At 37.1% G+C, this 14,202-nt stretch carries 7 protein-coding genes; 6 read left to right on the top strand and 1 reads right to left on the bottom strand.

Annotation, left to right across the window (positions count from 1 at the left end; translation table 11 throughout):
- Window positions 1–77: 77 nt before the first annotated feature.
- From sipA to H5968_RS18500, 6 genes are all read left to right on the top strand, one after another.
- Entirely contained in the window at window positions 78–320 is a 243-nt protein-coding gene (gene sipA / locus H5968_RS18475; protein WP_187041133.1) for a regulatory protein SipA, read from the top strand.
- A gap of 57 nt (window positions 321–377) precedes the next feature.
- Window positions 378–935: a peroxiredoxin gene (locus tag H5968_RS18480; protein WP_187041134.1), complete on the top strand. Its 558-nt coding sequence runs from the start codon at window positions 378–380 to the stop codon at window positions 933–935.
- Window positions 936–1,098: 163 nt separating this feature from the next.
- Complete coding sequence (locus tag H5968_RS18485; protein ID WP_187041135.1) at window positions 1,099–1,971, top strand: polyphosphate kinase 2 family protein; 873 nt, start codon at window positions 1,099–1,101, stop codon at window positions 1,969–1,971.
- Between the two features lie 474 nt (window positions 1,972–2,445).
- On the top strand, window positions 2,446–4,314 hold the full coding sequence (locus H5968_RS18490) for a CheR family methyltransferase (RefSeq protein WP_187041136.1): 1,869 nt from the start codon (window positions 2,446–2,448) through the stop codon (window positions 4,312–4,314).
- A 739-nt stretch (window positions 4,315–5,053) separates the two neighbouring features.
- Window positions 5,054–8,671: a phosphoenolpyruvate synthase gene (gene ppsA, locus H5968_RS18495; RefSeq protein ID WP_187041137.1), complete on the top strand. Its 3,618-nt coding sequence runs from the start codon at window positions 5,054–5,056 to the stop codon at window positions 8,669–8,671.
- A 728-nt stretch (window positions 8,672–9,399) separates the two neighbouring features.
- Entirely contained in the window at window positions 9,400–12,885 is a 3,486-nt protein-coding gene (locus H5968_RS18500) for a PAS domain S-box protein (RefSeq protein WP_187041138.1), read from the top strand.
- A gap of 45 nt (window positions 12,886–12,930) precedes the next feature.
- Here H5968_RS18500 and H5968_RS18505 read toward each other — a convergent pair whose 3' ends face one another.
- Entirely contained in the window at window positions 12,931–13,995 is a 1,065-nt protein-coding gene (locus H5968_RS18505; RefSeq protein ID WP_187041139.1) for an ATP-dependent 6-phosphofructokinase, read from the bottom strand.
- Window positions 13,996–14,202: the final 207 nt, after the last annotated feature.

Here is a 14,202-nt window from a genome sequence, read left to right on the forward strand (position 1 = left end):
ATCAAAAAACAGATGTGGAAAATACAGCAAATTCCTGTTAAAAGTGAAGAATTATTGCTACTTCTCAATATTTCCCCATGTCTCAAGAATTTCCTATTGGTAGTAAAGTCCGTGTGGTGATATTACCACCATACATTAAAACTGCTGACCCCATGCCCATGTTACGTCCTCCTGATGTGATTAGCGTCGGTGAAGAAGGTATAGTTATTGACCGCCGTCCTGGAGGATATTGGGGTGTACGTTTTGCTAGAGGTACTTTCCTCATGGATAGTCAATATATTGAAAGTACAGAAAATCCTTCTGCATCTGAAGCAGATTGAAAACAGCAACCGAAAAGAATGTTAACTTATGTTAAGTTATGATTCCGGTTTGCAACAATGATTTCACGACGTAATTTTATTACCATTTTATTGGCGGGTTGTTTATCCCTCATCAGTTGGCTGAACTTTGCCCCCACTGCTGCTGCTTTGGGTGGTAAACTACCTGCAATCAACCAACCTGCTCCTAATTTCACCTTACCCACCAACACAGGAGATGGTAAAATTTCCCTTTCTGACTTACGTGGTCATTGGGTAGTTTTATATTTTTATCCCAAAGATTTCACCTCTGGCTGTACAATTGAAGCGCGGCGTTTTCAACAAGACTTGCCCAAATATCTAGAAAAAAATACCCAGATTATTGGTGTCAGTGCGGATGATATTGATTCCCACGCCGAATTTTGTGATTCTGAGGGTTTAAAATTCCCCCTTTTGGCGGATACTGATGGCGCTGTTAGTAAAGCTTATGGTTCTTGGATTGGCTATGTATCCATGCGTCATAGTTTTATTATCGATCCCCAGGGTATTTTGCGGGAAACCTTTGTCAAAGTCAATCCCACTATTCACAGTCAGGAAGTTTTAGCACGACTGGAGAAGTTACAATCAGATAATGGGTAATTCAATTTTGGATTTTGGATTTTGGATTTTGGATTTTGGATTTTGTTAACTCCAATCTAAAATCTAAAATCTAAAATCTAAAATCTAAAATTTTCTTCACTGTCACCACTCACCTATTACCAAAAAAATCTCTAAATCATTTCTACTAAGGTGTTTTTTGCAGATGAATCATGATCCGTTTATTGTTTCTCCAGGGGCTAAAATTTCCTTAAAAGATGATTATGACCCCAGTTATAAAGCTGAATATCATGAAAAAGCTGAGGCGAAAAGAAAATTAAAAGCTGGTATCAAAGAATTAGCGAATTATCAAAATATTCTCTATGCTCAAAATACTTATGCTGTGCTGATTATCTTGCAAGCGATGGATGCTGCTGGTAAAGATAGCACTATTAAACACGTGATGTCCGGGGTGAATCCTCAAGGATGTCAGGTTTTTAGCTTTCAAGCACCTAGTGATGAAGAATTAGATCATGATTATTTGTGGCGTTCAATTAAAGCTTTACCCGAACGGGGAAGAATTGGTATATTCAACCGTTCTTATTATGAAGAATTGTTGGTGGTGCGCGTCCATCCAGAACTTTTAGAAAAACAACAACTGCATTATATTCCGCATGGTAATCAAATTTGGCAGCAGCGTTTTCAGGAAATTAATAATTTTGAAAAATATTTGGTGAATAATGGAATTGTTGTTCTGAAATTTTTTCTCAATGTCTCAAAAGCAGAACAGAAAAAACGCTTTTTAGATAGAATTGAATCACCAGAAAAGCATTGGAAATTTTCCCCTAGTGATGTGCGGGAACGTGGTTTTTGGGATGATTACATGATGGCTTATGAAGACGTTTTTAACCACACCAGTACAGAATATGCACCCTGGTATATTATACCTGCCGATCGCAAGTGGTTTACCAGGTTAGTTGTGTCGGATATTATCTGCACTAAATTAAAAGAATTAAATTTACAATATCCTACTGTTAGTGAAGAGCATAAGCTTATGCTTTTAGAAGCTAAGAGAATATTAGAAATTGAAGATGAATAAAAAGCACTGTATGAGTTTTAACTTCCTATGTCTTTGGGAAGATATTTATTTTGTCTACTTGACTTTTTTCATGACTATTGGTTAAATTTTAGCTTATGATTAACATTCTTGAATATTCCAGTCCTGTTTTTATAAGTCCAGGCAAATTAAGCGATAAGACTATATAGCGTTTCCCAGTCTCATGAGGTACACCATAATTTATTTACTGTTACCAATTCCCAATTCCCAATTCCCTAAGATAAAAAACTCTGTACCTCACTAACTTGGTAAATGCTAGATCATTTTTATGATATTTTATCACTAAATTTATAGTTGCAGTTTTATACATAGAATTTAAATATATTAGAGATATAAGGTTTTTTTATAAATAAAATGTGATTTATATTGAGAGGATGCGTGAAAAGTTATTAAGCATACTCAACAAACTATGTCTATGTCTATTATCTTCAGACCTGATTATCCATTTTTGACCCTATGACTTTCCTAGAAATACCTGCCAACTTTGAAAATTTACTTACTTATATTAGACAAAATCGGGGTTTTGATTTTACTGGCTATAAACGTTCAACTTTGGTACGTAGAGTTACTAAGAGGCTACAAACCTTAAGTATAGAAAATTTTAGTGATTATATAGATTATCTAGAAGTTCACCCAGAAGAATTTAATTATTTATTCAATACCATTTTGATTAATGTTACTGACTTTTTTCGGGATGCTGCTGCTTGGGAATATTTAGAAAAGCAAATCATACCTAATATTATTAAAGGCAAAAAAAATAGTGAACAGATTCGCATTTGGTCTGCTGGTTGTGCATCGGGAGCAGAAGCTTATACTATAGCAATACTGTTTACTGAAGCATTAGGAGTCGAAGAGTTTCGTCATCGAGTTAAAATTTACGCTACAGATATTGATGAAGAATCTCTCAATCAGGCACGTCAGTCTGTATATTCAGCGAAAGATATTGATAAAGTGCCAACGGAACTACTGGATAAATATTTTGATTTAGCCGGGAATAATTATATATTTCGTCAAGACTTGCGTCGGTGTGTAATTTTTGGTCGTCATAATTTATTTTTAGATGCGCCGATTTCTCGGTTAGATTTGTTGGTGTGTCGCAACACATTGATGTATTTCAATTCTGAGGTGCAGGGGCGAATAATGGCGAGGTTTCATTTCGCACTGAAGGATACTGGCTATTTGTTTTTAGGTAAAGCCGAGATGCTGCTGATGTATTCTAATTTGTTTATGCCTGTAGACTTAAAAAATAGAATATTTACTAAGTTATCATCAACAAATTTACGCGATCGCCTATTAGTTATGGCAAATTCAGCAGATGATGAATCTAATCGTCGTTTATCTAAACACATTCGCTTGCAAGAGTTGGCTTTTGATGCAACCCCAGTAGCGGAGATAGTCATTGATATCAATGGTTTATTAGTGATTATCAATGAGCAAGCTCGCAGTTTGTTTGGTTTATCAACGAGAGATTTAGATCGTCCTTTTCACGAGTTGGAAATTTCCTATCGACCAATAGAATTGCGATCGCTAATAGAAAGGGCATACAAAGAACATCGTCCTATCAATCTTACAAATGTAGAACGCTATTTATCAAATTCAGAAAAGCAATACTTGGATGTGCGGATCACACCTTTACAAGATGATAATCTCAGCTTACTAGGTGTGAGCATAAGTTTTAATGATGTCACCCGTTATGTCCAATTGCAAGAAGCATTGCAACGTTCTCGACAAGATTTAGAAACTACCAACGAGGAACTACAATCTACTAATGAAGAATTAGAAACTACCAACGAGGAACTACAATCTACTAATGAAGAATTAGAAACAACTAACGAAGAACTCCAGTCTAGTAATCAAGAATTGGAAACAATGAATGAAGAATTGCAATCTGCAAATGAAGAATTACAAACAATTAATTATGAGTTAAGCGATCGCACTTTAGAACTGAACCGCACCAATGTTTTTATTACATCCATTCTTAAAAGCCTGCAAACAGGAATGGTTGTCATTGACCCAAACTTTAACATTTTAATTTGGAATAATTTTGTAGAAGATTTATGGGGATTACGCAATGATGAAGTGATTAATAAATCTCTATTTAGTTTAGATATTAGTTTACCTGTGGAAGAGTTGCGATCGCCTATTCGTGATATTCTATCTGGTAAAATAGATTTCCAAGAAATGATTTTAGCCGCTACAAATCGCCGAGGCAAACAAATCCAATGTTATGTTGCTCTCAACCCCCTCATCGACAAAAAAATAGAAGGGGTAGTTGTGATGATGGCAGATGTAGATAAAATCAAAAATATGATTCATAATCAATAAATTCAAAAAAGTTAGAAAAGCTTGATCAGTCAATGGCTTTAAGGGTTGAAAATGTTAAGCTAATTTTTTTGGCTCTACCGTACTTAGTATGCTAAACTGATAGGGGATAGGGAACAGGAAAGATCAGGGTCAAGAGGCAATTTTTGTAATAATATCCAATATTTGTAGCTTATGTCTTATGTATATTAAGCCTTCAGCAGTTTTTTGAGATTGATTTTGCATACTATGTAGGGTTTGCTGAATAAACCTAAAACCTTGATATATCAAAGGTTAGAGGCTGATAAACACAGAAATTAGTGCAAGGGTTTTGAAGGGTATACCGGAAAAAGTGTGCATTTTTTGGGATTTCAAGAGATGGCAAAGAAATTTTCAAATCTCCTCCTGACTCCTGACTCCTATGCCCTCACGGAAAGACTTTCTCAGCAACCCCTATGTACTGAAGAACCGCTAATTTTTTTACGTTTTGATATATAAATTTGATATATAAAATATTTTATTTGAAAAATGTGAGGAAATTGTGAGGTTTATTTAATTAATTATCAAAATATATCGTAATATTGCGAAACAAATTGACAATATTTACTTCACATTTCGTTAAATTTTTATCTTCACAAGTTCCTCAGATTTTATTTATATAAAAATAATTATGGAAGCGAAAAGCAGAATAACTTAGTAAAAGTTAGTAAAAGCTTCTGCATCAAAATCAAAAAAATTTGTAAGTTTTAAAGGACTCAAGATCATGGTGCAAATGCGACCCAATCAACAAAGCAGCCAATTTAACAAAGAAGAGGCTTTAGTCCTGCCTTTTAATACCGTTGGTATTGCAGATATACCCTTTGTCGGTGGCAAAAACGCATCCTTGGGAGAAATGATTCAGCAGTTGCAACCTAAAGGAGTGAAAGTTCCTACAGGTTTTGCTACCACAGCTTATGCTTATAGATATTTCATCAAAGCCGCAGGTTTAGAAACCAGATTAAGAAAGATTTTTGCAACTTTAGATGTAGAAGATGTTGACAATTTGCGACAATGTGGTAAGCAAGCCCGGTCGCTAATGTTAGAAACGCCATTTCCGATAGACTTGCAAGAAGCGATCACCCGTTCCTATCAAGCTTTATGTCAAGAATACGGTGAAAACACCGACGTTGCAGTGCGTTCCAGTGCTACAGCAGAAGACTTACCGGATGCCAGTTTTGCAGGTCAACAAGAAACTTACCTCAACGTTCACGGACTTAAAAGCGTATTAGAATCTTGTCATAAATGCTTTGCGTCGATTTTTACAGATCGTGCAATTTCCTACCGTCAACTCAAAGGTTTCGATCATTTTGAAGTTGCACTGTCAGTAGGTGTGCAAAAAATGGTACGTTCTGACATGGCTTGTTCTGGTGTCATGTTCTCTATTGACACAGAAACTGGCTTTAAAGATGCAGCTTTAATTACCGCCGCCTATGGTTTAGGTGAAAACGTGGTTCAAGGTGCTGTTAACCCCGATGAATATTTAGTATTTAAACCTACCTTGAAACAAGGATTTAAACCCATTCTGCAAAAACGTTTGGGAACAAAAGAAATTCAAATGGTTTATGATTTGGGTGGAACAAAATTAACCAAAAATGTTTCCGTTCCTGAAGCAGAAAGAAACCAATTTGCTTTAAACAATGATGAGATATTACAATTAGCAAACTGGGCTTGCATTATTGAAGACCATTATTCCCAAGTCCGGGGTATGTTTACGCCAATGGACATTGAATGGGCAAAAGATGGGATTACTGGAGAATTATTTATCGTCCAAGCTAGACCAGAAACAGTCCAATCACAAAAATCGAAAACTGTTCTGAGAACTTATGTTCTCAAAGAAAAAGGTGATGTTTTGTTAACAGGTCGTAGCGTTGGCGAAATGATTGGTCAAGGTAAAGCTAGAGTCATTCTCGATGTTCACCAAATTAACCAATTCCAAGCCGGTGAAGTGTTAGTCACCAACCGCACAGACCCGGACTGGGAACCCATTATGAAAAAAGCTAGTGCTATTGTCACTAACTCCGGTGGTAGAACTTGTTTTGATGGAGAAACGAAAATTCTCACAAATCAAGGTTTTATGACCATTCAACAAATTTATGAACAAGGATATCAAGGATTATCAACTTTAGCCCTGAACACTAAAACCCATCAGATGGAATGGAAACCAATTATAGATGCAATGAAACGGACATCTCAAATAATTGGTGTGAGTGTATCTCAAACTGGGAAAGTTAGAGATAATTGCCTACGGTTAACTCCTGATCATAAAATGGTCAATCTTAGGAATGGTGAATATACCAAAACTGAGATTCAAGAAATGTTAAATAATCAAGAAATGGTGCTTGTATCTGAGAATATTCCCACATTAGGTAATAGCAAAAATCAAGCAGCAGATTTAGCTTATCTTTTGGGAGGAATTATTACAGACGGTTCAATTTACACCAGTCGAACTCATGGAGAAGTCCAGTTTATCCAAAAATCTGTACCAGAAAAACAAGCATTCATAGCTACTATGAATGAAAAAATGAATGCTGTTTATGGTAAATCTTTTGCGACTTGTGAGAAAGCAGTATCTTCAGGTTACATCCAAGGAAAACAGGTAACAGTCCAAGATACAGCTGATCGTGTTTATTCTCAGGCGATCGCCTATGACTTAAAAGAAAAAGAACAACAGATTACTCAAATTCTTTTAGAGAATACTCCAGAAGTTTCCTATCAATTTTTAGGAGGTGTAATTGATGGTGATGGTTGCTATGCTAACAACCGCATCAACATCTATATTTCTGAGGAGAACTTACTACAAGCTGTGATTATTGCTTGTTTGAAAATCAATACTGTTCCTCAAGTTACTAAAAACCGTAATATCTACAATGTCCAAATTGTAGAAAAATTAGAGCAAATTTTACAATATACCCAACGAGTTAAAGGAGACGTTACTCCGCGAACTATTCAAACTAGATTTTTTGCCGCTAATCAATTATTTAGTGACAATGTAACAAGTCAAATCAAATTGAGAAGAGATAAAAACTTACTTATTTCCGATAAACAACTGGGTGAAATGAGTGAGTTTGCAGACCTTTTACAAGGTGATCTGCGAATGCAACGAGTTGTTAAAGTTGCAGATGCAGTAGACGCTGAAGTTTATAATATTACTGTTGCCGATCATCATAATTATCTAGTTTTCACGGACAAATATACTCCTGTAGTTGTTTGTAACTGTCACGCCGCAATTATCGCCAGAGAAATGGGTATTCCAGCCATAGTTGGTTGCGGAAATGCGACCACAGTTTTGAAGACAGGACAGGAAATTACAGTGAGTTGTGCTGAAGGTGAAACAGGCAGAGTTTACGCAGGCTTGTTAAACTTTGAAATTCAAGAATTACCTTTAGATGATTTGCCTCGTACCCGCACTAAAATTATGATGAATGTGGGCAACCCAGAGGAGGCTTTAGGTTTAACAGCAATTCCTAATGATGGTGTGGGTTTAGCAAGAATGGAATTTATTATTGCTAACCACATTAAGGCACATCCTTTAGCATTGTTGCATTTTAATGAATTGGAAGACGAACTAGCAAAATATAAAATTGCTGAGTTAACCGCCCAATATGAAAATAAAGCTGAATTCTTTGTTGCTCAATTGGCGCAAGGTATTGGTACAATTGCCGCAGCATTTTATCCCAAACCTGTGATAGTTCGGTTGTCTGATTTCAAGAGTAACGAATATGCTAACCTTTTGGGTGGTAGACAATTTGAACCCAAAGAAGAAAACCCGATGATCGGGTGGCGTGGTGCTTCTCGCTACTATGATCCTCGTTACCGTGAAGGTTTCGCCCTGGAATGTCAAGCTATGAAACGGGTACGGGATGAAATGGGTTTAACTAACATGGTTCTCATGGTTCCCTTCTGTCGTACTCCCGAAGAAGGACAACGGGTACTTGATGAGATGGCGAAAAACGGCTTGGTTCGTGGTGAGAACGGTTTAGAAGTTTATGTAATGTGCGAATTGCCCAGTAACGTGCTACTTGCAGACGAATTTAGCCAAGTCTTTGACGGTTTCTCTATTGGTTCTAATGACTTGACACAGTTAACATTAGGATTAGACCGAGATTCAGAGTTAGTTGCCCATTTGTTTGATGAACGCAACGAAGCTGTAAAACGGACAATTGCTAAAGCGATCGCCACCGCTAAAGAATATAATCGCAAGATCGGTATCTGCGGTCAAGCTCCCAGCGATTATCCCGAATTTGCTAGATTCTTGGTAGAATTGGGTATAGATTCTATTAGTCTTAACCCTGATTCTGTGATCAAGACAATGTTAGAAATTGCAGAAGCAGAAGGAATGTAGGTAATTGGGGACTGGTGACTGGGTAATTAATTTTATTTTTCCCAATCACCAATCACCGATCACTAAATTTGCCAGCAAAAAGTGATCTCCTCCTGACTCCTGACTCCTGACTCCTGACTCCTGACTCCTGACTCCTGACTCCTATGCCCTCACGGAAAGACTTTCTCAGCAACCCCTATCTAGGTTTTACATTTGTTCAGCATCCCCTAACATTGTTGACAGGCGCATCTGTACGAGACAAAATGGAAATATGTTAATTTTTGGTGGAAATTGAATTATATGTGCTGGTGTGTGGAGTAATTTGGAGTAATTTAAAGTCTTATTGGGCTTTTTGTTAATAAGTTTAATTTTTGATTTACAGTGGATTATCTATAGCTCCTAAAAAGAAAATCAGCTTCAACAAAACAAGACATTATTAAATTTTTGCGAGCAGTTATTGACGTACGTATATTTTTATTCTAAAATTTACTTAGAACAAAATTACTATCTTGAGCAAGAACATGAACAAAGACAATAAAGCATCAATAATTCAGGTTTGATAACCTTATTCTCAAAAAAAGCTGGCGTTAATATCATGTTTGGTGAGTTGATAATGATCACGCGATTTGTGCAAAAATCGGAAAATTATCTTTTTTTCTGTACCCTGCAATCCTACTTTCTTAATGAAAACTCTAAACAAGGACAGGATATAACCAGCACCCATTAATATATTTCAAATTATATACTATATGCAATTAAACGATCATCTGTTTACTTCAAAGAGTGTACATCAAATTATTGATCGTTGTCCCTTGAGGATTAGCCCTGATAGCCCTGTAATGGATGCTATTGTCTTGATTCAAGAACAAAGTAACAGCCCAAAAATAGTCAACTTCCCAGAATCATTACCAAAAAGCAAAAGTAGAAGCTATGTTTTAGTGGTAGAAGAAAAGCATTTATTAGGCATATTTACCCTGAGAGATGTACTACGTTTAAAAGCTCTTAACTGGGATTTATGGAATACAAAAATAACTGAAGTGATGACAAAGGAAGTTATCACACTAAGAGAATCACATTTGCGAGATATTACCACAGTTTTGTCAATCTTGCAGCAACATGGAATCCATCATTTGCCCATTGTGGATGATAGGGAAGAACTGGTAGGAGTAGTCAGAGAATGTGATCTGTTAGCAGAATTAAATTTAGTGCAAATAGTTGGTGTAGTTGAGAGTTTACAGCAATATTTCCAAGAATCAGAACAGTCCACACATACATCCAATAAATGTCAATATCATCATCATACAATAGAGGAAGAATGCTGTAAGACTCAAAATATTATACACAGATTGGTAGCAGAGAAAATTGCCAACGAGATAAAAATTAACGAAGAACTTCAGCAAACTCTAGAAGAACTGCAAATTGTTGAAGAAGAACTACGCCAACAAAACGAACAACTTGTTATTGCTCGTGAGATTGTAGAATTAGAACGCCGACGCTACCAAAATTTGTTTGAGTTGACACCTTATGGTTATTTAGTAACCGATAAATTAGGCATTATTCAAGAAGCCAATCATGCAGCATCAACCTTACTATCTGTAGACTCAAAATATCTAGTAGGCAAGCCCCTAACAATTTTTATTACTCAAGAAGAACGTCATACATTTATATCCCAACTAACAGATTTAGAACAATTTCCAGAATGGGAAATTAGTATCCAACCACGACAAGGAAAGCCATTTCCTGCTAGTGTGAAAGTAGCTCCAATGTACAATTCTCAAAATCAACAGAGTGGCTGGATGTGGTTATTGAGCAATATTAGTGAACGCAAACAAGCTGAGACAGCACTCATTAAAGATACTGAAGAGTTAGAAAAACGAGTAGCAGAACGGACAAGAGAATTAGTAATTGCTAATCAAGCTTTGCAGCAAGAAATGAAAGAGCGCAAGGAAACAGAATCCGCCCTGCAAAAGAGTGAGGAGATATTTCGGCAATTTACTGAAAACATGGACTCATATATATGGATTGGTAGCCAAGATTGCAGTAACGTCTATTATATTAACCCGGCTTATGAGAAAATTTGGGGTCGTTCCTGCCAAAGTCTGCGGGAAAATCCTCTATCTTGGATAGAAGCAATTCATCCAGAAGACCTTGACCGCTTGATGGCAGAAGTGGAGGTGTATCATCAACAAGGTGGAAATGCTAGTTCAGAATATCGTATTATCCATCCTGATGGATCAATACGCTGGGTGTTGTCCAGACGCTTTCCGATCAAGAATGAACAAGGGCAAGTGGAATACTATGGTGGCATTGGTGAAGATATTACCGAGCGTCAACTGGCTGACCAAACTTTGCGAGAAAGTGAAGAGCGACTAACTTTAGCCCTCGAAGCGGTCAAAATGGGAATATGGGATTGGAACGTGATCACCAATACCTATATATGGTCTAGTCATGTAGGTCCACTGTACGGATTGCCCAATGGTAGTTTGTGTCCACCAACTTGTTCAGATTTCTTAGATTTAATTCATCCTGAAGATACTCAGGTTTTTACTCAAGCACTGAATCTTGCCATGGAGCAAAAAACCGAGTTTAGTGTTGAATATCGGGCTGTTTGGCCTGACGGTAGCCTACACTGGTTAAGTACCAGAGGAAAAGTCTACTATAACGAACAAAGTCAGCCAATACGGGTAATTGGTACAACTAGAGATATATCTGAGCGCAAGCAAAAAGAACAGCAAATTTCGGATCAAGCTGCTTTATTAGATATTGCTACTGATGCTATTTTTGTGCGAGATTTTGACACAAAAATCATATTTTGGAGTCGGGGAGCAGAAAGGATATACGGTTGGGCTAAGGATGAAGCTGTTGGTAAAAACCTTCAGGATATTTTCTGCCCTCAAACTGCACTACAAAAAGAAGCAAACGCTCTGAAAACACTAGTCAAGTTAGGAAATTGGCAAGGTGAGTTACGTAAAAAAACCAAATCTGGCCAGGAAATTATTGTAGAAAGTCGTTGGACACTGATGTTTGATGCTGATGGACAACCAAAATCCATCTTACTTGTAGATACTGATATTACAGAAAGAAAAAAACTAGAAGAGCAGTTTTTCCGTACTCAAAGATTAGAAAGCATTGGTACTTTAGCTGGTGGTATTGCCCACGATTTAAATAATATCTTGACACCTATTTTAATCGCCACCCAATTACTTAAAGGCAAACTTGCCAAAAATCAAGAACGCCATCCCCAAATGCTTGATATTATTGAAAATAATGCTCAACGAGGTTCAGCTTTAGTCAGACAAGTTTTATCCTTTGCGCGAGGTTTAAAAGGAGAAAAAACAATAGTACAAGTTAAACACCTGATTACAGAAATTATCCAAATTGCTAAACAGACATTCCCCAAATCCATTGAATTTAGCACTCAAATCCCTGAATATCTTTGGACTGTTTCTGGAGATACTACACAACTACATCAGGTATTAATGAACCTGGTAGTTAATGCCCATGATGCCATGCCAGCAGGTGGAATGCTCACAATTGCTGCGGAAAATATGTTTATTGATGAAGCTTATGCAAAGATGAATCTTGAATCGAAAGTTGGACATTATATTGTGATTACTGTCACGGATACAGGGTTAGGTATGTCCCCAAAAATAGTAGAGAACATTTTTGAGCCATTTTTTACCACTAAAGAAGTTGGTACTGGGACAGGATTGGGTTTGTCAACAGCGTTAGGAATTATTAAAAGTCATAATGGTTTTGTGACAGTTTCCAGCCAAGTTGGTAAAGGCAGTACATTTAAAGTCTTCTTGCCATCTGCAGAATCTCCTCAAGTTCCTAGTTTAGAGCAATTAGACATTAAACCGGGAAACGGAGAATTGATTTTGATAGTTGATGATGAACCTCAAATACTTGATGTGGCTACAATGATCCTGGAAAATAACAATTACCAGACCTTGACTGCTAGTAATGGCATTGAAGCGATCGCTCTTTATGCCCAATACAAACAGGAAATTAGTGTAGTTTTAATGGATATGATGATGCCAGAAATGGATGGCATCACTACCATTCGCACTATGCAAAAAATGAACCCAGATGTACAAGTGATTGCTTGTAGTGGACTGGGTACAATAGAGTTATTGCCAGAATCAGGAGAAACAAAAGTTCAAGCAGTTTTATTAAAACCCTATACAGCCAATGATTTATTACAGAGTTTAAATCAGGTAATGGGTAATTGACAATTGACAATTGACAATTGACAATTATCAATTATCAATTATCAATTATTTTTCTCCTATATATATACCTAAAGAGTGAGCAATTTGGACTAAATCACATTTAGGATCAACAAGAGCAGGACTTTGATCTAAAGCATCTTGGATAGGGACAGCGACAACATTTCCATTTTGCCAAGCTAACATTTGATCATATTTTTCTTGGGCAATTAAATCAACGGCATTTTTACCAAAAACTGTAGCTATTAGACGGTCTAAAGCTGAAGGAATACCACCCCTTTGAATATGTCCTAAAACAGAAACTCGCGTATCTATTAAATTGCTGCTACAGTTAGAAATTTGATCAGCGATATATTGACCACGACCACATTTAGCTACAGAACAACTAGCAGGATTATCCAAATCTTCTAAACTAGAATTAGCACCTTCAGCAACGACAATGATGGCAAATTTACGCCGCCAGCGATCGCGCAATTCCTGTAAATGCTCACAAATACCCTTCACAGTATAAGGAACTTCAGGAATTAAAATCACATCTGCACCCCCAGCAATCCCAGAATGTAAAGCTAAATGGCCAGCAGTACGCCCCATGACTTCCACAATCATTACTCTGTCGTGACTAGCCGCCGTAAATGTGAGACGATTAATAGCATCCACAACCGTATTTACTGCCGTATCAAAACCTATTGCACGTTCTGTTAAAGCTACATCATTATCAATAGTTTTGGGAATAGCAACTAAATTCCAATTACCCATATTTGCTAATTCATGGATAATCTTTAAACTACCATCACCACCCACAGCAATTAAAGCATCTAAACCCAAAGCTTCATAACTAGCTAAAATTGCCGGTGCAGCAGTTAAAGTATCCCCTTTATTAATACTACCTAAAATCGTTCCCCCCATATTAATTAAAGGATCAATACCACGTAGATCCCAACCATGTATATTTAAGGGGACAGTTTGCCGTTCTAATAAACCTTGGGTGGCATAAGGAATACCGACAACTTCCCAATTAAATGTAAGAGTCGCATGACTAACAGCAGCACGAATCACACAATTTAAACCAGGACAGTCACCACCACTTGTAAGAATACCGATACGTTTTTTCATAGGATTTCAGGATTTCAGGAGTTCAGGAGTCAGGAGTCAGGAGTCAGGAGTTCAAGGAGTCAGGAGTCAGGAGTTCAAGGAGTCAGGAGTTCAAGGAGTCAGGAGTTCAAGGAGTCAGGAGTTCAAGGAGTCAGGAGTTCAAGGAGTCAGGAGTTCAAGGAGTCAGGAGACAGGAGTCAGGAGTCAGGAGTCAGGAGTCAGTAGTCA

The organism is Sphaerospermopsis sp. LEGE 00249, from assembly GCF_014299995.1.
Lineage (GTDB): Bacteria > Cyanobacteriota > Cyanobacteriia > Cyanobacteriales > Nostocaceae > Sphaerospermopsis > Sphaerospermopsis kisseleviana.